The sequence below is a fragment of the Stenotrophomonas sp. SPM genome (assembly GCF_003105135.1).
GTDB lineage: Bacteria > Pseudomonadota > Gammaproteobacteria > Xanthomonadales > Xanthomonadaceae > Stenotrophomonas.
In genome coordinates, this window is the sequence record NZ_QETL01000019.1 from 18,759 (window position 1) to 40,796 (window position 22,038).

Here is a 22,038-nt window from a genome sequence, read left to right on the forward strand (position 1 = left end):
ATACACAGCGCGCGCACCGCGAAGGATTCGACCAATGGCTGACGGCTCCCGCTCCTTCAACTTCCCCCCGCCGCAGCGCTCACGCCTGCGCCCGGGCGAAATCGTGGTCGACCTGTTCGCCGGCGGCGGCGGTGCCAGCGAGGGCCTCAAGCAGGCCCTCGGCATCGATCCCGCCCTGGCCTACAACCACGACGAGCTGGCCATCGGCATGCACGCTGCGAACCACCCGCTCACCCAGCACCACCGCGAGGATATCTGGCACGCTGACCCGCGCGTGGACGTGGCCGGCCGTCCCATCGGCTGGTTCCATGCCTCCCCGGACTGCACCCATTTCAGCCAGGCCAAGGGCGGCCAGCCGCGCAGCCGAAAGACCCGCGCCCTGTCGTGGGTGGTGCTGAAGTGGGTTGGCCAGCTGCTGCGTGCTGATCGCCTGCACGGCACCAACACCGCGCCGCGCATCATCTCCATGGAGAACGTCTGGCAGATCCTCACCTGGGGTCCGCTGGTGGCCAAGCGCTGCAAGGAAACAGGCCGCGTCATCAAGATGGACGGCACCGTTGCAGCGCGCGGCGAGTGCGTGCCGGTCGAGAACCAGCAGCTGGTGCCGGACAAGCGCCACAGCGGACGCACCTGGCAGCAGTTCGTGGCCGCGCTGCGTGCGCTGGGCTATGCCGTCGAATGGCGCAAGCTGGTGGCCAGCGACTACGGCGCCAGCACCAATCGCGAACGCCTGTTCCTGCTCGCGCGCCGCGACGGCGAGGCCATCGTGTGGCCGCAGGCCAGCCACGGCCCGGCGCCGGGCCAGACGCCCCGCGTTACCGCCGCCGACTGCCTGGACTTCTCCATTCCCTGCCCGTCAATCTTCACCCGCAACCGGCCGCTGGCCGACGCCACCATGCGCCGTATCGCCAAGGGCGTCATGCGCCACGTCGTCGAATCGGCGGATCCGTTCATCGTGCCGGTGACGCACCAGGGCGACGACCGCGTCCACGACGTGCGTGATCCCATGCGCACCATCACCGCCGCCAACCGCGGCGAGCTGATGCTGGCCGCGCCTGAGCTGGCCCCCTTCATCGCCGAGCATGCCAACGCCAGCAACCAGCGCACGATGGCCGCCGACGAGCCGCTGCGCACGGTCTGCGCCGGGGTGAAGGGTGGCCACTTCTCCGTGGTAGCGCCGACGCTGGTGCAGACCGGCTACGGAGAGCGCGAGGGCCAGGCTCCGCGTGCGCTCGACCTGCAGCAGCCGCTGGGCACGGTAGTGGCAGGCGGCGTCAAGCACGCCGTCGCAGCGGCGAGCATGGTCACGCTGCGAAACAACATGGTTGGCACCGGTCCCACCGAGCCGCTCGCCACCATCGCCGCGCAGGGCGGGCATCACGCCTTGGCCACCGCCTTCATCGAGCAGGCCAACGGCGGCTGCTGTCGGGGCGCAGGCAATGATGCGCGCGACCCGGTCAGCACCATCACCGCTAGCTGCAGCCAGCAGAGGCTGGTCGCCGCTCATCTGACCGCGATGGCGCAGAACGTTATAGGCAACGACCTCCGCTCCCCGCTGCCAACCATCCTGGCGGGTGCTACCCGTTTCGCCGAAGTCGAATGCACGCTGAGCCCTGAGCAGGAAGCCGGTGCACTGCGGGTAGCGGCCTTCTTGGTGAAATACTACGGCAGCGGCATCGCGGTCGACCTGCACGACCCGGTGGATACCATCACCACCAAGGATCGTCTGGCTCTGGTCACCGTCCATATCCAGGGCGTGCCGCACGTGATCGTGGATATCGGCCTGCGCATGCTCAAGCCGCATGAGCTGTACCGCGCTCAGGGGTTCCCGGCCAACTACATCATCGATCGCACCGCCAACGGCACGCCGCTCAGCACCAGCGCCGCCGTGCGCATGGTCGGCAACAGCGTCAGCCCGCCGCCGCTGCGCGCACTGGCCGAGGCCAATCTGGATCGCGTGCCGACCAAGATGGCGGTGGCCGCATGACCGCTGCAACCTACCCCACCACCCCGGCGGCCGCCGCTGACGCATGCCAGGCATCCTCGCCCGTCGCCGCGGTCGTCACCACCATGCGCCGCCTGGGCGCCGCCGGCGCGCCGATCTCGGCCAACCAGGTCCGCGAGTGGAGCGACACACTGCTGCAGGAGCTGTACTCCCAGCCTCCCGTCCGCTGGGAGTACCGGCACCAAGGCGACTCGCGCCCCGGCTGCTGGATGACCGCGACCCCGGAACACGTCTATCACGCTCGCGTTCGCCGCTGGGTCGTCCGGGCCCTGTGGGAAACCCCGCGCGTCATCCAGCCCGAGCGCGACCACGCGTTCAAGGCTGGCGTGTGCACCAGGTGCGGCGACCCCGAGGACTGGGCCGGCCCCGACTGCAAGCCGATGGTCAAACCCGTGGATCCGCGCACCCGACTCCCCATCGATGCCCGGATGCTGGTCGAGCCCCTGAAATGGCTGCGCGATGCCGGTCCCTACGTCCTGAACCGCTACGACCGGGAGAAGCGCGCCAGGGAAGCCGCATTCCTGCTGGAAAAGATCGAAGCCCACATCCTGGAGTGCCAAAAGCCATGACGCAGAAACACATCAGCCATCCCGAAGGCCTGCCGAACTGCGCCGCCGGCCACCGCGCGCGCCACATCCACGACCTGCGCGGCCCGGCCGCCGGCGGCGGCCACTTCGTTGAGTGCGCATGCAGGGCGACCAGCAAGAGCCAGGATCCCGAAAAGGCTCTGGCCGAGTGGCGGCGCATCAACCGGCCAGCCCGCAGCGCGCGCCCTGCGCCCGCGCCGGAAGTCGCCGACAACGTGGTGCAGTTCAACCTCAGCCTGGCCGAGCAGCCCGTCGGCAGGAGGAAGGCAGCGGGAGGCGCCCATGGGAGCCGCTGAAAAGCTGGACCTCTCCGGCAAAGACTGGCTCACCGTCGAGGAAGCCGCCCACTACTGCGGCGTCTCCAACAGCCAGTTCAGAAAGAACGCCATGGCTATGGGCTCACGCCCCGCCGCTTCATGGGAAAGCAGTTGTACGAAAAGGCGGCGCTCTATGCCGCGATTGAGGATGCAGAGGAATGGCAAAGGTTCGACTCTACTGGCGCGGCAGCAATGCCTACTTCGACTGGTCGGAAGGCGGCGAGCGCTTTCGCAGGTCCATTGGGGAACCTGACGCCCGTGAGGCGGAGAGAATACGTGCCGCGAAAGAAGCAGAACTGACCCATGGGGTCCGGATCTTGGCGCGCTTGCCCAAGGTCCGCGATTACCTGGAGTGGTATCTGGACTGGTACGAGGCCGAACACCCGACCACGATCTCGAAGGCCAAGAGCGAGGTGAAGCTTTTCATCGAGCGCTTCGGTCACCGGCCGATCGACAGCATCCGAGCGGTCGAGGTGGAGCAGTACAAGCGCGTGAGGCTGCTGGACGACAAGGCGGCTAAGGAAACTGTGGGGAAGGAGATTCGACGGCTGAAGGCGGCGTTCAACCGCGGCGTCGAATGGAAAGAGCTGGACGTGAACCCGCTGGCCTCTGTTAAGGCGCCTCGCGGCGTGCGGAGCGTGGCCGTCAAGTTCTATGATCGGGCGGCAATGCGCCGGCTGTATCGGGCGAACCCTGGGCGGGCGCCGCTGTGGCTGTTCATGGCCCACACCGGGCTACGGCGGGGCGAAATCATCGGCTTGGAGAAAAGCTCTGTCGTGGCTGGCCGCCTTCTGGTGGAGAGCGACCCGGACGAGAGCGGCGAAGGCAGGACGAAGTCCGGGAAGTGGCGGGAAGTACCGCTCAATCGTTACGCCAGGTGGGCATTACGCCACTTACCTGACCCGCTGGTTACAGTGCACAAGGACACTGTCTCGGACTGGTTCAAGAAAGATTCGGAGCTCGCCGGTGTCGGCGGGCATCTACATCGGCTTCGACATACTTTTTGCGCGCACCTAGTGATGGCAGCTGTGCCACTGCGGCGTGTCCAGCTGCTTGCTGGACACGCCGACTACGCCACGACCGAGAAGTACTACGCCCATCTGACACCCGAGGGGGACCACGGGGCGGTTAAAAGATTGCGCTACTAACTCCCCACTGTCGCAACAACACGTCCGCTCTCGTCCTCAACCCATGCTCTATCGCCGGCCAAGCGGCCCCGCAAACTAACGTCTTTAGTGAGCGGCGAGTTTGCCTTCTTGTACGCATCGATTGCGAACGGTTCAAACCCTCTGGCGTATCGCTGCAGCGCCATTGCTTCTCGCAACGCAGTAAACGATCCGCCATCAGCAGTCTGCCCGCCTCCCGGTGGGAAGTACAACACTCCAGGGCGGGGTGAGAACGCAGCGTTGACCCGATTCTTCCTCATCAACCGGAGATGCTCGTTCGTCGGCACATCGCCTGCTAGCGTCATCCCCTGTATGCGATGTGCCGCGATGAGCTCAGGCCAGTTATCGTGAACGATCCCGATTATCTCCTGTTCCGACCAGTCTCCATGCCCCCAGAAGCCTATGCAATACACCGCGTCTGAGTTGACTATTGCGAACAGGAGCGGATCAGTACGCTCAACGAAACCGTCGCTTTCAACGACCTGATGAAGATGGAAGTGCTGGATGCCCCAAGAGATCAGCATTGCATCCTTATACGTACCGTCCCGAGTCAGCCGACTCTGGTACTTCCGCAAGCTCGACCCTTCATTCGATGCGACCACAAAGTCGGCCAGGGCCGCTTCTTTGTCCTTGGGACATTCAAATTGAGTAGCATACTTCACCTCCCTCCTGCCAGGCTGGACAATTCTCTGCACCAGCATGCGGTACTGGACGGCAAGCGAAGTCAAATCCGCCGATTCCAGCGGATCCACGCCCAAGGCTCTGATCATGTCCTTGAGGTCGGATGACCAGTCCCGAACCAGGTCTAGATGGACATTGAACCCTTCTTCCTGCATTGGCTCCCCCTGTGCCATGTGTGCCACATAGCGGCCCAGATGAACCGCTTCATGGCAAATTCAAAGGTCATCTACCGACCTAAGTCCTTGATTATGGTGACCCCGGCCCGATTCGAACGGGCGACCTTCCCCTTAGGAGGGGGACGCTCTATCCAGCTGAGCTACGGGGCCATTGGCAGCTGGGAAGGATACCGCGTCTGGCTGAATGGACCAAGCGGGAGAGGCAATGGAACGGAGCGGGTGTCGCTATCATCTCCTGCCCCGCCCCATTCCAAATAAGATGCCGGACGTCTGGAAACTGCTATCGAGCCTGGGTGACAGCCGCTGGCTGCTGCCCATGACCGCCATCCTGCTGATCAGCCTTCCCCGATCGGCATTCAAGTGGCGTGCACTGGCGGCCATCGCCTTCACGGCCGCGCTGACGCTCGCAAGCAAGCTCGCCTACATGGGCTGGGGCTTGGGCATCGCGGGCATCGATTTCACAGGCTTTTCCGGGCATGCCGCGATGTCGAGCGCCATCTATCCGGTGGCGGGGACCCTGCTAACCGGGACCACAAGGCCAGCGAGAATTGCGGGCTTTGCAGCAGGGGCAATCCTCGCCCTGCTGATTGGGTGGTCCCGCATTCCATTGCACGCCCACAGCCTCTCCGAAGTAGTCGCCGGGCTGGTACTCGGCATTGCCGCTGCGGCATGGACTGTTCGAGCCAAGGAGCTACCGGAAAGACCGAGCCATTGGATCCTGACGGCAGCCTTGGTTGCGGGGCTCGCACTGCCGATTGCAGCGCCCCATCTCCGAACCCACGAGGTCGTGGTCGAACTCGCAAAGTGGCTTTCCGGCCGCTCTGAAGTCATGCAACGTCACAGTTCGTAACGCAGGCATTCATATTTCTTGACACAACACCCTCCAATTAGCGAGGATGGCTGCGGAAATTTCCCTCACGGAGTAGGAGACCCCGTAGATGAAGAAGATGATTGCCGCTCTGGCCCTGCTGGGTCTGTCCTCCCCGGTGTTCGCTCAGGAAGCCCCGGCTGCCGAGCCGGCCTCTGAAGTCGCTGGTGCTGAAGGCGCCGGCGCTGCCGCCACTGGCACCCTGACCACGGTTGCGACCGTTGGCCTGGGTGTTGCTGCAGCTGCCGTGCTCTACAGCGTTGGCGCTGACAGCAGCAAGGACGATGCGGGTAACAACAATGGCGGTGGCACCACCCCGCCGCCGACCGGCACGACCGGCACGACCGGCACGACGGGTACCACCGGCACCAACTGATCGGTTGACCGACGTTGTACCCCCGCCCCCGCCGGGCGTCAGTTCGGCGGGGGTTTTTTCATGCCCGTCAGGGCCAGGAAGAATTTTCGATGGACTGCAAGCGTCTCGTTGCCACGATGGCAATCGCTCTTACCCTGACCGGCTGCGTGTGGGCCCCAGGCCAGCACATGCGCTCAAGTGTACTGGCGCGCGACGACCAGCCTGTCGGTAATGATCAGATTGAGCTGATTCCCATCACGCCGAAGCTGATCGCAATGGATCGTGCGTCGAACAATGCGCCAGGCTTGCCGGCTGCATTGACGCAGTTCCAGCCGGGCCCGTACCGAATCGGCGCGGGTGACGTGCTCTACATCACTGTATGGGATCACCCGGAACTGACCGTTCCTGCCGGCCCGCAGCAGCAGCTCAATGCCGCCGGTCGGCCGGTGCAGGCCGACGGGTCCCTGTTTTACCCATATATCGGCAAGGTCACTGCGGCAGGCAAGACCCCCGGCGAACTTCGCGAAGAGCTGACTTCCAAGCTCGCGCGCTACATTGAGGCGCCACAGGTCGATGTCTCGCTGCTGACGTATGCGAGTCAGCGCGTGTGGGTTACCGGCGCCTCGCGTCAGCCCGCTACCGTGGCTCTCACGGTCGTTCCCTTGACGCTGGGCGACGCCATCAGCCAGGCCGGCCTGGACCCGACCCAGGCGGACCTATCGGGCGTACGCCTGACGCGTGATGGCACGACCTACACCATCGACCTGGACCGTCTGGGCCGTAACGGTGGTGGGGACACCAACGTGTTCCTGGCTGCCGGCGACCATATCTACGTGCCTTACCTGGATCGCAAGGAAGTGTTCGTGGTCGGCGAGGTCAATCAGCCCGGCGCGCTGAACTTCAAAACCGGCGACATCTCGCTGAGCCAAGCACTTGGCCGGGCCCGCGGCCTGCTCCAAACCACCTCCAACGGCAATGCCGTGTATGTGATCCGTGGCTCCAATGATCTGCAGAACACGCCTTCTCAGGTGTTCCACTTGGAAGCGCGCTCGCCCGCCGCATTCGCCGTGGCAAGCCAGTTCAATTTGCAGCCTGGCGATGTCGTCTTCGTCGGTGCCGCAGGTGTCACGCGCTGGAGCCGTTTCGTGAATCAGTTGCTGCCGTTCACCGCCATCATCAACAACGCTGCCAGCGTCAAGAACGATCTGGACAACTGACGAGGTTCACCATGCGCAGGAGCGCTTTGGCCAATCTCACGCGCCATGCTGCAGGTCGGCTACCGTTGGTGCTCGCCGTGCTGACCACGCTGACGATGGCGGGCTGCGGCGTGGTTGGTCGCACCAGTGTCAAGACGGTGCAATTGGCCATCCAGGGCAAGCCCGACGTGCAGCCAACTGCAGCTCAGGTTGCAGCCAAACCTTATCCGCAGATCAAGGTCACCGGCCCGTCCGGCGGCGCCGTGCTCGTACTAGGTAACGTGGACGGTGAACGGCGCGCGTGGTACAGCGCAGATCGAAGCATTGTCTACCTGACCGATGGCCTGGTTGTTGGCACCCACCGCGGCCAGCCGCAGCTGCAGGGAATGCGTATTGAAGGAGAGTCGCCCTTCCGGGCACTCCACCAGATTGCGGACGGCACAACGGTTCGCCGGCGCTACGACGTGATGCCCGGCTACCGCTTCGGTATGGAAGTCACGGGCACGCTGAACACGCTCGGTCGTGAGAGCGTGGAAATTCTTGGCCAGTCGCGCGAGTTGCTGCACGTCCGTGAGCGACTGCGTGGCAGCGGCTGGAGCAGCAACAACGACTACTGGGTTGACCCTTCCAATGGCTTCATCTGGAAAAGCGTGCAGGCCATAGCACCTGGCACCAGCCTGGAAATCATCCAACTCAAGCCCTATTCGCAGGACCTGAAAGCCCAATGATGCTGCGATTGACAACACTCATGCTTGGCATGGGCATGGGTTGCTGCGCCAGTGCTGCCGCTCCGATCCAGGTTGAAGTCACTGGTCATGTCCACACCAGCGGCAGCCAGTCGATCCCGACCGGAAGTCGCCTGAGCGTCGCAGTACTGGCGGCCTCGCCTACCGATGATGCGTACCTGTTGGGCGCAGCCTTGCTGCGCCATAGCGCCATGGAGTCGCAAACGCGCCTGAAGGCGGGACTTCTGTTCGACCTGGAGACACTTGCCTCGCAACCTGGATCACCGGATCTTGCCGAGGTCGCGCGTGCAATGGCCGATAGGCTCGCCAATCTGCCAGTGACCGGTCGCGAGCCACAACTGCTTGACCCACGCGGACTGGAAGCAAGCCGGGAGCAGGACCGTCCTGCCGAAGCAGGAGACCGGCTGATCTACCCTGCCCGCCCCGCTACAATACGGGTGACCGGCGCAGTGACTCACCCCTGCACGCTTCCTCACAGTTTCAGCCAAGACGCGCGCGTCTACCGGAAGGCCTGCGGCGTGTTGCGCGTCGCCAGCCCAGACAATCTGTACGTTATCCAACCGGATGGCCACATCCAGAAGGCAGGCATCGCCCTCTGGAACCTCGGAGAACCCGTGCACCTGGCGCCGGGCGCCGTCGTGTTCGTTCCGCTGAACGATAACAAGATCAAGTCCATTACCCCAGACATCAATGAGGAGGCTGCGCGCTTCCTTGCAACCCAGGTGCTGGATGCGTCGGGAGCCCCTCTCTAATGCACCACCGTTTGCCACCGCTGACGCCAATTCGTGTCGGCATCGCGCTGCTCAGCCTCAGCATCAGCGCCGCGCTTCAGGCACAGACCGCGCCCGCACCGACCGCCAGTGACTGGGGCGGAATCGGCCTGCTGCAGACACCTACTGCGCGCATGGCGGACGAAGGTGAGATCGCCTTTACTGCCAGTCATACCTCGCCCTACAGCCGCTACAACGTCGTGATGCAGCCGCTGCCTTGGTTTGAAGGCGCGTTCCGCTATGTCTCTGTGGCAAATCGCCGTTATGGCCCTGAGTGGCTTAGCGGCAACCAGAACTACAAAGACAAGTCGATCGACGTCAAGCTTCGCCTGTGGCAGGAGAGCCGGTGGATTCCGGAGGTCTCGGCAGGATTCAGGGACCTCGGCGGCACTGGACTCTTTTCCAGCGAGTACCTGGTTGCCAGTAAGCGCTTCGGCGCATTAGACGCGAGCCTCGGCCTGGCTACGGGTTACATCGGCAACCGCGGCGATTTCAGAAACCCACTGGCATCGCTGGACGACAGATTCAAGGTTCGACCGCGCGCACAAGGCACGGGCAATCTAAACAGTGATGGCATGTTCCGGGGACCGGTGGGCGTTTTCGGCGGCGTAAGTTACCAGACCCCTTGGGAGCCCTTGCAGCTAAAGCTTGAGTACGATGGCAATGACTACAAGCGTGAACCCCAGAACAACAATCAGCGCCAGCGCACCCCGTTCAACTTTGGCGCCAGTTACGCCCTGAACTCCAATGTGCAGTTCCATGCTGCATGGGAGCGCGGGGACGCACTGATGCTGGCAATCACCCTGCGCGGTAATATTGCGCAGGCGAGCGCAACGCCAAAGCTGCTCGACCCCGCTCCTGCTCCCACGCTTCGGGAATCACAGGGCACCAAGCAAAACACATCGCTGGATGCTGTTGATTGGCCGACGCTGGCCGCAGAACTTGAAGATAACGCAGGGTTGCGCGTGTCCCGCATCACCCAGCGTGGGCAGGAGGTCATCGTTACCGGCGAGCAGCGGCGGTTCTTCTACCCTGCACAAGGACTGGGACGTTCTGGCCGCCTACTAGATGCAACCCTGCCGGACGACATCACTTGGTTCACGGTACAGAACACTCGTTTGGGGGCGCCGATCGTCGAGACCAGCCTTGAGCGTAAGGCATTTGCGGACTACGCCGACCACCGCATCGAGCTGAGCCAACTGGCCGGTCACATCGAAATGGCGACCCCGGCACAGCAACGGCGCACAACGCTTTACGATGCACCCATAAAGCGGTTCGACGGCGGCTTCAATATCGGGTACCAACAGTCGGTTGGCGGCCCTGATGGCTTCATCCTGTTCCAGGTTGCAGGCACTTACTCCGGCAACCTGCACTTCACCCGCAACACGTGGCTTACTGGCACGCTCAGCTACAACGCCTATAACAATTACGACCGCTTCAGGTATGACGCTCCGAGCAGATTGCCTCGCGTGCGAACGAACATCCGCAGGTATCTCACCACAGAAGACCTGACCCTCCCGAACCTGCAGTTCACCACCGTGCACCAACTGGGAAATGACCTGTACGGCTCGGCCTACGCCGGCCTGTTCGAGTCGATGTATGGAGGCCTTGGTGGCGAGCTCCTGTATCGGCCGCTCAATGAGCGCTGGGCAATCGGCGCAGAACTCAACTGGGTAAAGCAGCGCGATTTCGACCAGCGCTTCAGTTTCCGCGACTACAGCGTCGCCACCGGGCATGCAAGCCTTTACTACCAGTGGGGAACCGAGCGGAAGATCGTCAGCGTTGTCAGCGCCGGACGCTATCTCGCCAAGGATTGGGGCGCGACCCTCTCGGTCTCGCGGGCCTTCAACAACGGGGCATCTATTGGCGCCTACGCCACGAAGACGGACGTTTCGTCGGCAGACTTTGGCGAAGGCAGTTTCGACAAGGGCATTTTCGTCTCGATACCGTTTGACTTCATGCTTCCGCGATCGACGCGAGCCCGTGCGAACTTCGCATGGACGCCACTCTATCGCGATGGCGGCGCGCGATTGTCGCGTAGCTACGGCCTCTATCAGATGACGTCCGAGCGTGACCCGGACTTCTTCTACAGAAATTTGGACCGTGTCACCGACTAGAGGAGGAGGGGCCGCCCCTCCCCCTTTCAGGCCCACTCTGAAGGACACTCGCTTTTCCAATCAGCGAACGCGGAGTCCAGATCGTACCTGTATTGGTACCCGGAAGACTCCAGGTAACCAGGTAGCACATTATTAGACCGAACGAGCTTTCGAATCCGTACAGGACTGAACGGGTGAGAGATCCGCAGCGGCCGAGCAACGAGCTCGATCAGGTAGGACGCAGCAAGCAGGAGTCCATAAGGCATATTTGGAACAATTGCTTTCACACGACCGACTCGCTTAACAGACTCTACGTAGTCTGAAATTGATGGACCGGGATTCATAGACGCATTGAAGAGCTCCACCCCAATCCCATGATCGAGCTGCCTACGCCGGACCCATAGAATAGAGTTGCAAAGCTCCTTCACGTAGATGCCAGCCTTTCGCGTATTCCTATTCCCCATGTACAGGAAATAGCCACGACTGACGGCTTTAACCAATCTACTGACATTTCCGCCCTCACCCGGGCCAAAAACAACACCAGGCCTAACAATTGTTAGCCTCCGCGCGGCCGGAGCTAAAGCCTGCCAAGTGCGGTGAATCTCCTCCGCAATCAACTTTGAGCTGCCATAAGCAGTCACAGGAACGGTCAACGTTTCTTCGGTCTTCTCCGCCTCACTTATCCCATAAGGCGAGATCGACGAGGTGAACACAATGCTGTCGCACCCTACTCGATCAGCCCACGCGCAGACATTACGTGCGCCATGAATATTCGTCTCGAAGTACTCAGAATCCTCGTGACCAGGCTCCCGATGAACAGCCGCAAAATTTGCAACTAGCGAGACGCTCTCCAGTGGACGCCATTCGATTGAGTTCCGAACATCCACCGAAACAAACTGAAGCGCCGATCCATGGACACCTGCCAACCGCACCCTAAACGGATGAGGCTTGTCGTCCACGCGCTCAAGATCCGCCAGGTAAACTTTAGTATATCCCTGCTCACGAATCAGCATGTCAGCGAACCACACGCCTATAAATCCTGACCCGCCGAATATCACCGCTACGCCACTCATTTCACCACCCATTTAAATCCAGCCCAAAAGCGCAGAAACCGCTAGAACTCCGCGATCCGTGAATCGGCGCCTGCCACGAGCAAAAAGTATCCTTGCAAGCCAAATTCTCCGAACGACGGTCGCAGGACTCTCATATACTTTCAACAAATCGGACGGCACAGAATTCAAGCCAACCCGCTTCACAATCTCAATAATTGATGCAACCTGCGACCGATACCACCCGTCGCGAATCTTTACGATTCTTGACATCACACCACCGAAAGACGCTCTGGCACCTGTGTCGTTGCTCTGGTGCTGCCGATACATCATCGACGAGGAAGGATCGAATGCCCACTTCTTTCCGAGAGCTCGAGACATCGAGTAAATGAACCAGTCGTGATAGTGCAGCCCTGAAACAGCGTCAGAATGTTCTTCCACAATATCGGCCAGGCGCATCGCGAAATCGCGATCGATCACGAACGTACAGCCTTGACCGGCACCCTCAAAAAGAAAATCCATATCGGTCTCTACAGCATTCTGAACAAGAGCCTTAGAGGTACCATCTGGCCAGACTGCACGGACGGCAGACGAGTATCCAACCGCCCCCTCGGACCGTAACGCATCGATAGCACGGGACAGCTTCGTGGCGTCCCATACATCATCCTGATCACAGAAGGAGAGAAAATCGAAGGACTCGCCCCGAACATCTTGAATCGCCTTCAGGAAGTTCTGACCTGCGCCGCCGCTTTCAGTTCGTCTATTGCAGACCTTAACGCGCGGATCGATCGAACCAACTGAGGCCTCAGCCGCAAGACAGGATGCCGGGCAATCGTCAAAAACGATCAATCTTACTTCAACACCTTCTTGCGCCAACACAGACCTCACCTGCTCTTCGATCCACTCAGCACCTTTAAAGTAGGCGAGGACGACCAGAACACGCGCCATTGATCCATTCACTTTAGACACCGTTATCCACCCTCAGCCGAAGCGCAGCTTCAATCTAGGCCTCATAAATACAAGCCAAGCCAGCGGAATCTGCGCCAGGACATTCAAGTTGAAGAATCCATTACCAAAGACCATCAAAAGGGTAATCTGCATGATGATCGAGTAGACGACGACCTTGGAAACTCTGGCACTGGTAAACACCATAACCCAAGCCGCAACCACTCCGTGAAGGGCCGAGAACATAGCAACACCAGGCTTGGACAGGGACATAAATATGTTTATATAACCCGTTGCCACGTTGAACGCCCCACTGACCTGGTAAGGAAATGAGAATGCATCTTCCACATCAATGCAACCGAATGCACCGCGAATTACACGCGGCCACAAGGAACATGTGAATGAAGCATCGCCAGAGAATTCCGATATGACATGGGTGGCATTGGTGAAGTTCAATATCGGGGTCACCAGATACATATATATCCACATGAACCCACTTGGAAGCCAATCAGGATAGTGAAAGACCGGGTTAGATAAAGAAAGAAAAAGCTCCCTGCCTGTACGCACATCTCCAATCCATCCGAATAGGCAGATGACAGCGAGCCCGGAGAGAATAATGACCAGCATTCTCCCAAAAGATGGAAACCCTCTGGCTGCAATCCATATGAAAAGCATCTGCAGGGCCGATACTACAATCATCTTGCGCGTAACGAGCAGCGCGAATACACCGAGGCACATGAGCGAAAGTACCAGATAACGCCGGCCCGCCCCAAGAAGAAAGCAGTAAAAAGCCGCGGTTGCAAGCAGTGACCCGAGCGCCAACACCAACCCGTGAACAGATGATATTCCAAAAGAAAAGTGCGATATCTGGGCACCACGCATCATGGAGAGCAAGGGCACGTATCCTGCCACCGCCACTTCAATCAATGTTAATCCAAAGAAAATAAAACACATCACGTTTACACGTGCCGCCCAAGCCTCCACCTGCGAATGTTCACCAACCTGAACAATTCGCGCCCCCCCACCATACAGACTGCGCATAGCTCGAAATACCGCAGAACTGGCAAGATAGAATGCGAAAAAAGGGAAGACGAAGATAGCAAGCGCTAACAATACCTCCGAAGTACCGTAAAACTGCAACTCCGATAGGCGAAGACTGTAGAGCAGCGCGACAAGCAACCAAGAGAGGAGAAACACTGTCAATGGCGACATCAGGTGAAGACGCCTTTGACTTTGTAGACGGTCAGCGGACACGTGAAAGCAACCCCTTTCTAACGTGGTTGAGCCACTTTACAGCGGAGATCGGGATCAGCGTACTGAATGAGAGGAGGAATTTCTCCACTGCAGAAAGACTTGTGGATCGAATAAAGTCCCGGCCGGCCGCGGAATGTCCGCATATATTCATAGCATTTACAATCTTCACTATCATTCTGCGGTAGTTCGCATGACTGACAATACCAGGGGAATAGTGCCTCTCAAAAATCCTCTTCAGAGCGGTAACTCTGGCCGCATCGTTCTTTGAAATGGAGTCAGGCAACTCAATGGAGTCCAGCAAGACTTCATCAATGCCGATTAGCTCGAATTTCTGTGACGCACGGAGAAAGAACTCCCAGTCTTGAAACCTTGGGATAGATGGATCGAAACCACCAATGTCACGAGCAACCTCGCTTCTCACGACAGCGGAAGGCGTATCAATGAAGTTGTCAACAAGAAGATTCATGAAAACATTCTCACTATGAATCTTCCGCGGAAACACCTCAATCTCCCGTCCATCAGGATCGACCTTCCGAACAAGAGAGTACACGCCATCAACTCTACAGCTCGTGGACTCGAGGACCTTGAGCTGCCGCTGTATCTTATCCGGCGCCCAAATCGTATCGCTATCTAGAAATGCGATGAATTCGCCACTAGCCGCCGCGATGCCCACATTCCGCGCGCCACCGCCACCCTGCTTGCTTTCACATCGGAGGTACTTGACAACCCCAGGGTCGTACGCAGAAACAACCTCAGCAGTATGATCCGTAGAAAGATCATCCACTACAATAATTTCATGAGCGACCCCCCTGCAGGACACCAATGCACTATCGATAGATCGCCCGAGATAGTTGGCACGATTGAATGTTGGAACGACGACGCTAACCAGTACCTCATTCACTCTTCATGTCCTCGCAAATGGGCCGAGCGCGAGCCGCGATGGCCCGCGGATGGATTCCGCGCATGTATCCTTTTGCCATTGTGAAGACCGACACGCTACCACCTCCAACTGGCCCACGAAGAAGAACACCCAGCAGCGGCTTGATGAGTCGCAGTTCGAAGTAGTAGCGCAAAGTAATTCCAAAATCCCAGCCGCGCTCTCTTCGACGAAATTCATTCCGGCTAGCTCCAGGATCCAATCGAGAAAGCTCGTGCTCAATGTTACCGATGCACTGCACTTCAATCGCTCTAGACCGAGCCAGTCGCTCTACTCGCATGCAAAAGCTCGTGTCTACTCCGTAAAGCGCGTATCTATCATCAAAAACTTGCCCGAACGATTCGCGAACTCTATTCATCAACGCTCTTGACGGTGCCAGTCCTGACCCGATTGCAAAGAATCCACAAGGCCTAATAATTTGATGTCGTCCCGCGGCCATGAACTTGCCAAGCCTGACTGGACCATGCTGGACACCGGATACCGCGATCTGCGGAACGATGAGGTCCACGCAGTTATTACTGCAAACAGAGACTATAAAGCGCTCATCTGGCTCGGAATCGTCATCCAGGATGCATAGCCTCTGACACGGAACAAGCTCAAGAACGCTGTTGTACACTGCCGCCAGCGGCGTGTTGTTCAGATCCTCCAAAACCTCAATACTGATCGGCTCCGGAAACTCCTTTCGGAGAGATTCAACGCTGGCGTTAGAGAAACTCACAGGTCCGTTATTCCACACCACAATCTTGACGCGAGCGCGGACTAGCAGGTGCGACTGCCGATGAAGAGAGGCGATCGTTTTACAGTCAGGCGCAGACTTTCCGTAGAGAACTATACAAATGCATAGATCGTAATCACCGGATATCCGTGCAGTCTGGGAAGGCGCCCTCCCAGCTTCGTTTGCGCACTGCATTAACTCAAACTCCTAGCAGGCTTTCCTTTCCGCCGAACTGCGTTTACGGCATCTCCGACAAATTTGCGATCTATCAAAGCTGCAAAGAGGCCGTAAAAACTTGACCCTACACTTACAGCAATCAAAAGATCAACCAAGCTCATACTTTTATCCTGAAGACTCGTCGACCATAAAAACTGGACGACACACGCCATAAGCGATGCGCCAACCATTGGCCGCCAGACCGCTCCCATGAGCGGCCTGACGGTGGCGCCGAGAGCACCTAAACAGGCACCCAGGACCGGAATGGAATTAACGACATTCGCCGCGAGGTAGCAGGCAGCCATCGTAAGAATTCCATAACGAACCCCGACAACGAATGCACCGACTTGTAGAACTGCACCCAAGACACCGAGCTTGAACAGCAGTCCTGTTCTCCCCGTAGCCATGAACACCACTCCCGTAGTACTGAGAATGGCCTGGAGAAATCCTGTAGGCGCAAGCCACGCCAGAATATCGCTGGCCAACGCCCACTCAGCACCGAACACAAGCCGCACGAATGGCTCTCGAAGTATAAAAATGCCCGCCATTAGCGGCGCGACAATGAATGAAACGACTCGGACAGAACCGAAGTATGCCAGCCGCATACCCTCTGGATCACTCTGAAGGCGAGACATCGCCGGGAACAGGGATCTCGAGACAGCAACTGTCAGACTTTGTAGAGGGAACAACATTATCCGGTAGGAAAGCGAGTAAGCACCCAACACAGAAGTTGAAAGCACTCGCCCAACGATTACGGAATCAGCGTTCCTGGAGAAATAGTTGACGAAGTTGAAGCCAATAACGCCCCGACTGTATTCAAGCATCGTCGTGAAGTGAAGCCCACTCCATCGTCGCGGAGAAGATGGCCGCCATGCGCTGACTCTCCAGAGCATCCCACTGGAAACAACAGCGCCAACGCCTGTCTGAAGCACGACACTGTAGACGCCTGCACCAAGGGCGGCGGCCACCAAGGCAACCGCCACACCAGTCACCGCCGCAAGAATCTCGATCCTCGCCACGACGTCGAAACGCTGAGAGCGCTCCAGCAGCGCTTGATGCACTGCGGATGCACTCAGCACAGGGAAAGCGATGGAGAGCAAAGCCAACGCCGGGGCAAGTCCGCAGGCACCGAACAGATTCTCCGCTAGAGGCGAACCTACCGCTATTGCGAACATCAAGAACAGCCCGAATCCAATGTTCAGCCAAAAAGCGGTACTGACCATTGATGGGTCGAGCGTCTCTGATTGAATGATCGCCGCAGACGAACCAAGGTCCTTGAACAGGATTGCAAATGCCGACACTACTGAAACCAGCGCAACCAAGCCGTACTCAGTCGGTCCCATTAGCCTTGCAAGAACAAATATGCTCACCACTTGGGCGACAACGCGCACGAACTGAGATGCCGCGACCCACGCAGCACCGGTTGCCAGCCCCGTCACTTCCTGCACTCCAGACGATCTAGCCAGACTGGCGATGCACTCACCCTGCAAGTAGTCATCTGGCCAGACTCAATTCAAGCCTAAAAATGCCCATTCCAGGCGGCTTCGTGCAGGAGAGGCTTAGGCATCATGCGATTTGTACTCATAGTAGCCATAGCTGTAGTACCCGGTGGCACGACGCTGGACGGCATTGAAGATCGCACCTCGGATACGAACACCATTCTGTTCAAAGCGCCGCTTCGCGAGCGCCAACTCTTTCGCCTGATTCAAGCCGAAACGCGCGACCATGAGGCACGTTCCCGCGTGCTGGGCAATGATCGCAGCGTCAGTGACGGCAAGAATGGGTGGGGTATCAACTATGACCAGGTCATAGTTCGGCGAAACCTGCTCAAGGAGCTGCGTAAAGTTTGAGTGCATCAGCAACTCGGAGGGATTCGGCGGAACATCGCCTCTGGCAATGAAGCTCAGATTGTCGACTCCCGGCATGGAACGTACGACCTGCGACAGGTCCGCCTTGCCGACCAGAAGGTCGGAAAGCCCCGGAGTCTGAACCTCCCCTAGCGCCTTGTGCAGCGTTCCCTTGCGCATGTCGGCATCAATAATAAGAACCCGCTGACCGGCCTGTGCGATCACTGCCGCGAGATTCGAAGAAACGAAGGTTTTACCCGCGTTGGGACTTGCGCCCGAGATCAGAACGACATTGTTCTTCGCTTCCAAACGAGCGAAATGCAGGCTGGTACGCAGGCTGCGAACAGCCTCCACAGCCAAATCGGCAGGATCCTTGACTGCCAGCAAATGGAGCTTGCCATCGGCCCTGAACTTGCCCCGCACAGAGTCGCTTTGCTGCTGCACACTCACTGGGATAGAGGCATAGACCGGCAGCCCAAGTTCCTCGATTTGAGCAGGATCCTCCACACCCCGATTCAGCACCTGCTTCAGCAGCACGAGAGCTACGGAGAGAAAGACACCCAAAGCGAGTCCAACAAGTGCAATCATCGACTTGCGAGGCTTAACTGGCGTCGTCGCGTCCACTTCGGCGACATCGACAATTCGAACGTTGCCCACAGTACCTGCACGCGCAACGTCCAGCTGCTGCGCCTGATTCAGCATGCCGGTGTACATTTCATTGCTTACCTGCAGGTCGCGCGTCAGACGCAGAAGCTCCTGCTGGGCCTCGGGCAGTTGCTTGACCTGCCCTTGGAACCCGTTCTTACGGCCTTCCAGTTCACCAATCTGACGCATCAGCGCCTGATATGCAGGATGATCTCGAGTGAACTTGCGATCCATCTCCGCCTGCTGAAGACGCAACTGCTGGATACTGGTCTCAACCGCAACCTCCTGATCCAGCAACCCCTTGGTCTGCAACGTCAAGTCGACGGAGTTCGCCTTAGTCTGATAGGCGCTCAAGGCCTTCTGGGCCGCATCGACCTGATTGCGCACATTAGGCAGCTGTTCTTTCACAAAGGAAAGCTGGGCTGATGCTTCCGCGGAGTTCCTCTCTACGTTCTGACGCACATATGCCTGCGCCACTTGCTGAAGCAACTCCTGCGCCAACTGAGGGTTCGAATTTTCATAAGTCAACGTCAGGATGCCCGAGTCTTTACCCGACTCGCTTACGCCGATCTTCTTCTGCAACTCATTGACCACAGTGAGATGGCGCTGACGCGTCACCTCAAATCGCATACCTGGATGCGCTCGCATTTCGGCAACTTGAATTACAAGACCATTTTTACTTGCGACGGCGCCTACGCTGCCCCTCACCAGAAGATCACCTGAGTCATCAAACAACTCATAGCTTCCATTGTCACCCGCGACAAGGGTGAGAGGCTCGGCCATGAGGTGGCGTGGAACTTCTAGCTGGAAAACCTCAAGCCTCTCCCCGCCCCAACCAAACCTAGACATTCCAAATCGCAGGTCCGCCAACTTTTCGGGTTCCGCACGCTCGGACTTCCGGGCAAAGTAACCACCGATCAGCGGAAAACGATTAGGCTCCACCTCAACATCAAGCTTCATGGCATCAACGGCGCTGCCCACTACCGCACGTGAAGTAATGAGTGCAATTTCGGTGGTCGCCTCAGCAGCACCACCGCCCATTCCGAGCGACTGACTAACATCAGAGAGCCCCGGCAGGCTCGGCACTTTCGACTCCACCTGCACGATGGCATCAGCACGATAGATCGGGGTTGCCAGCAAGGCGTAGGCCACCGCAACAGCGAAGAACGCTCCAGTGATGCCCGCAATCCACCATTTATGGTCAATCAACGTGCCAAGCAGCTGCCGCAGATCAATTTCATCGGCATCGTCCTGTGCCGGATTACGGGTGTCAGTGGTCATCAGTAAGCGCTCTTCAATTGATTACGGGCTGCGGCAGAAGGATGGCAGCGGCACTACAAGTGCCGCGCCCAACTCTCAACACCCTCAGCCATCAGCTTGTAAACATGCTCGAATGCCGGCCGCTGCTGGCGGTACGGATCAGGAATCTCCTGCTCCTGCTGCCACTTGCCCAGCAGGAACGTCTTTCCCGAGGCCTGCGGTGCGATTTCGGCAATGCGACGCACATGCTTCCGCTCCATGGTCAGCACCAGGTCGGCCGCTCCCAGGATCGCGTCATCGATCTGCCGGGCGCGATGCGCCAGGCCATCCATGCCCTGCTCCGCCAGCAATTCCTGTGCCGTGGCATCAATCCCATGGCCGACCAGCGCCCCCAGCCCTGCGGAGGAGACCTGGATGCCCTTGCCGGCCACAGCCTGCCTCAGCATGACTTCAGCTGAAGGACTGCGGCAGATGTTGCCGACACATACGAATAGAACGTTCTTGAACACTGACTTCGATCCTGTGGCATTCCATGCAGTGCCACGGCCCCAAGTGAGGCGGCGGCAGCCATACAGGATACCTTACGATGACGTTACACGCGATGAAATGACCAGCAAATTCATGGCATTACGTCGCAATTCCCCGCCCAGCAGCGCCTCAATACGCTGACTTCTGGCCCAACACCTTGAATGCCGTCATCGCAATGATGCGCACATCCAGCGTTAGGCTCCAGCGGCGGATGTAATCGATGTCGTACTGCACACGCTTCTTCATCGAACGCAGCTCGGGCGTCTCGCCCCGCAGCCCATGTACCTGCGCCCAACCGGTGATGCCCGGCTTGACGTAGTGGCGGTGCATGTAACGGTCGATCAGGCGCTCATAGTGATTGTTGTGCTGCACGGCATGCGGCCGCGGCCCAACGACCGACATGCTGCCGCCAAGGACATTGAAGAACTGCGGCAGCTCGTCCAGGCTGCTGCGGCGCAGGAAGGCGCCAAAGCGGGTCACGCGCGGATCGTTGCGGGTGGCCTGGGTGATCTTGTCCGAGGAGCCTTCCGCATGAACCCGCATGGAACGGAACTTCAGCATCGAGAACTCCTTGCCGCCCAAGCCATGGCGACGCTGACGGAACAGCACCGGGCCAGGCGAGCTCAGCTTGACGCCGACGGCCAGCACCGCGAATACCGGCGCCAGCATGACCACCGCCAGACCAGCCACCAGAATGTCCTCAATGCGCTTGACGAGCCGGAAATTATGATCCGCCACGCCCTGGCGGACACCGATCATCGGCACATTGCCGACTTGGTGCACGCCCGGATTAAGCGTGCCCCAGCCGGTGGTGTCCGGAATCAGCCGTACAGGCACCGGGAAGCGCTCGATCTGCTTCAGCATGGCCTTCATGTCACCGGCGTCGCCCGGGGTCATCGACACCCAGAGCTGATCGAATTCGCCACGATGCTGGTCCATGTAGCGCGGCAGGTCGGCCAGAGCCCCCAGGCAACGGGGCGCGTCGCCGCCGCGGCGCGTCGCAAGATCGCCCTTGGCGGAAAAATAGCCGACCACTTCTTTGCCCAGCTCAGGCTTGCCGCGCAGCAGACGATGCAGCTTCAACCCCGACGAGCGCAGGCCGACCAGCAGCACGCGCTCGCGATCCAGGCCGCGGGCGCGCAGGCGATGCAGTTGCGCCCGCAACAATACGCGCACGCCGACCATGCCGATCAGGCCTGACGCATACCAGGTCAGCAGCCAGCGCGCCGGGACAGCCCCGGCCATATCGACCAGGACCGCATAGAAGGAGAACAACCCGAAGCTGCACGACCACGCCAGCAGCAGGATCCACAGATCCACCACGAGGCCGCGGCCGCGCCAGCCCCGGTACACGGGGCCGATCATGAAGCAGACCATCGCGCTCAGCAGCACGGCACCAAACACTACACGCTGCGACGGGTCCGGCGCTGCCGAACCATAGAAGAGCACGTGGGAAAGGATGGCCGAAACCGGTACGACAACCAGGTCGCCGACTCGAAGCGCCAGCTCGAGGGCGGCCCGCGCTTCGACGCGCCTGCGTGACCGGCTGGGGTGGCTGGCGAGCCCTTCTACGGATCCATGTAGCACGAGAAAACTCCTATGAACGTTCCGCAGATCCGGGCGAGATCCAAAGCGGCCCCGGTCTCCCCAGCCGGCGCCTGCATTTCGTTGCGGTTCTA

At 59.4% G+C, this 22,038-nt stretch carries 20 protein-coding genes and 1 tRNA gene; 10 read left to right on the top strand and 11 right to left on the bottom strand.

Going from position 1 to position 22,038, the window contains the following annotated elements:
- Window positions 1–34: 34 nt before the first annotated feature.
- The 4 genes from DCO49_RS06840 (at window position 35) to DCO49_RS06860 (ending at window position 4,057) form a co-directional block, all read left to right on the top strand.
- Entirely contained in the window at window positions 35–1,987 is a 1,953-nt protein-coding gene (locus tag DCO49_RS06840) for a DNA cytosine methyltransferase (protein ID WP_116863381.1), read from the top strand.
- Window positions 1,984–2,574: a hypothetical protein gene (locus DCO49_RS06845; protein WP_116863382.1), complete on the top strand. Its 591-nt coding sequence runs from the start codon at window positions 1,984–1,986 to the stop codon at window positions 2,572–2,574. The genes DCO49_RS06840 and DCO49_RS06845 overlap by 4 nt, the downstream gene beginning before the upstream one ends.
- Window positions 2,571–2,888 carry a hypothetical protein gene (locus DCO49_RS06850; protein ID WP_116863383.1) on the top strand — a complete coding sequence of 106 codons (318 nt, stop codon included), beginning with the start codon at window positions 2,571–2,573 and terminating at the stop codon, window positions 2,886–2,888. Before DCO49_RS06845 ends, DCO49_RS06850 begins: the two co-directional genes overlap by 4 nt.
- 179 nt (window positions 2,889–3,067) lie before the next feature.
- The gene (locus DCO49_RS06860; protein ID WP_116863384.1) at window positions 3,068–4,057 is read left to right on the top strand and encodes a tyrosine-type recombinase/integrase; all 990 of its coding nucleotides are present in this window, start codon (window positions 3,068–3,070) and stop codon (window positions 4,055–4,057) included.
- Here DCO49_RS06860 and DCO49_RS06865 read toward each other — a convergent pair.
- Both DCO49_RS06865 and DCO49_RS06870 read right to left on the bottom strand, forming a co-directional pair.
- The gene (locus DCO49_RS06865) at window positions 4,054–4,911 is read right to left on the bottom strand and encodes a hypothetical protein (protein ID WP_133249406.1); all 858 of its coding nucleotides are present in this window, start codon (window positions 4,909–4,911) and stop codon (window positions 4,054–4,056) included. The genes DCO49_RS06860 and DCO49_RS06865 overlap by 4 nt on opposite strands.
- Before the next feature lie 94 nt (window positions 4,912–5,005).
- Window positions 5,006–5,082, bottom strand: a tRNA-Arg gene (locus DCO49_RS06870).
- A gap of 166 nt (window positions 5,083–5,248) precedes the next feature.
- Here DCO49_RS06870 and DCO49_RS06875 point away from each other — a divergent pair.
- From DCO49_RS06875 to DCO49_RS06895, 6 genes are all read left to right on the top strand, one after another.
- Window positions 5,249–5,782: a phosphatase PAP2 family protein gene (locus DCO49_RS06875; protein ID WP_243402683.1), complete on the top strand. Its 534-nt coding sequence runs from the start codon at window positions 5,249–5,251 to the stop codon at window positions 5,780–5,782.
- A gap of 88 nt (window positions 5,783–5,870) precedes the next feature.
- Complete coding sequence (locus DCO49_RS20145) at window positions 5,871–6,176, top strand: hypothetical protein (protein WP_133249407.1); 306 nt, start codon at window positions 5,871–5,873, stop codon at window positions 6,174–6,176.
- A gap of 89 nt (window positions 6,177–6,265) precedes the next feature.
- On the top strand, window positions 6,266–7,372 hold the full coding sequence (locus tag DCO49_RS06880) for a polysaccharide biosynthesis/export family protein (RefSeq protein WP_116863386.1): 1,107 nt from the start codon (window positions 6,266–6,268) through the stop codon (window positions 7,370–7,372).
- A 77-nt stretch (window positions 7,373–7,449) separates the two neighbouring features.
- Complete coding sequence (locus DCO49_RS06885) at window positions 7,450–8,079, top strand: YjbF family lipoprotein (protein WP_243402684.1); 630 nt, start codon at window positions 7,450–7,452, stop codon at window positions 8,077–8,079.
- Window positions 8,076–8,849 carry a capsule biosynthesis GfcC family protein gene (locus tag DCO49_RS06890; protein ID WP_243402685.1) on the top strand — a complete coding sequence of 258 codons (774 nt, stop codon included), beginning with the start codon at window positions 8,076–8,078 and terminating at the stop codon, window positions 8,847–8,849. Before DCO49_RS06885 ends, DCO49_RS06890 begins: the two co-directional genes overlap by 4 nt.
- Window positions 8,849–10,984, top strand: coding sequence for a YjbH domain-containing protein (locus DCO49_RS06895; protein WP_116863388.1), 2,136 nt, complete (start codon window positions 8,849–8,851; stop codon window positions 10,982–10,984). The genes DCO49_RS06890 and DCO49_RS06895 overlap by 1 nt, the downstream gene beginning before the upstream one ends.
- Window positions 10,985–11,010: 26 nt before the next feature.
- Here DCO49_RS06895 and DCO49_RS06900 read toward each other — a convergent pair whose 3' ends face one another.
- From DCO49_RS06900 to DCO49_RS06935, 9 genes are all read right to left on the bottom strand, one after another.
- Window positions 11,011–12,036, bottom strand: a complete 1,026-nt coding sequence (locus DCO49_RS06900; RefSeq protein ID WP_165835697.1) for an NAD-dependent epimerase/dehydratase family protein — start codon at window positions 12,034–12,036, stop codon at window positions 11,011–11,013.
- A gap of 12 nt (window positions 12,037–12,048) precedes the next feature.
- Complete coding sequence (locus DCO49_RS06905) at window positions 12,049–12,960, bottom strand: glycosyltransferase (protein ID WP_116863390.1); 912 nt, start codon at window positions 12,958–12,960, stop codon at window positions 12,049–12,051.
- Between the two features lie 33 nt (window positions 12,961–12,993).
- A complete protein-coding gene (locus tag DCO49_RS06910) occupies window positions 12,994–14,169 on the bottom strand; it encodes an O-antigen polymerase (protein ID WP_116863391.1) in 1,176 nt (391 codons plus the stop codon).
- Between the two features lie 31 nt (window positions 14,170–14,200).
- The gene (locus DCO49_RS06915; RefSeq protein ID WP_116863392.1) at window positions 14,201–15,112 is read right to left on the bottom strand and encodes a glycosyltransferase family 2 protein; all 912 of its coding nucleotides are present in this window, start codon (window positions 15,110–15,112) and stop codon (window positions 14,201–14,203) included.
- On the bottom strand, window positions 15,105–15,866 hold the full coding sequence (locus DCO49_RS20320; protein WP_165835698.1) for a hypothetical protein: 762 nt from the start codon (window positions 15,864–15,866) through the stop codon (window positions 15,105–15,107). The genes DCO49_RS06915 and DCO49_RS20320 overlap by 8 nt, the downstream gene beginning before the upstream one ends.
- A 191-nt stretch (window positions 15,867–16,057) precedes the next feature.
- A complete protein-coding gene (locus tag DCO49_RS06920; protein ID WP_165835699.1) occupies window positions 16,058–17,518 on the bottom strand; it encodes a lipopolysaccharide biosynthesis protein in 1,461 nt (486 codons plus the stop codon).
- A 120-nt stretch (window positions 17,519–17,638) separates the two neighbouring features.
- Entirely contained in the window at window positions 17,639–19,852 is a 2,214-nt protein-coding gene (locus tag DCO49_RS06925) for a polysaccharide biosynthesis tyrosine autokinase (RefSeq protein WP_116863394.1), read from the bottom strand.
- A gap of 53 nt (window positions 19,853–19,905) precedes the next feature.
- Window positions 19,906–20,340: a low molecular weight protein-tyrosine-phosphatase gene (locus tag DCO49_RS06930; RefSeq protein WP_116863395.1), complete on the bottom strand. Its 435-nt coding sequence runs from the start codon at window positions 20,338–20,340 to the stop codon at window positions 19,906–19,908.
- 148 nt (window positions 20,341–20,488) lie between these two features.
- A complete protein-coding gene (locus DCO49_RS06935) occupies window positions 20,489–21,946 on the bottom strand; it encodes an undecaprenyl-phosphate glucose phosphotransferase (RefSeq protein WP_116863396.1) in 1,458 nt (485 codons plus the stop codon).
- Window positions 21,947–22,038: the final 92 nt, after the last annotated feature.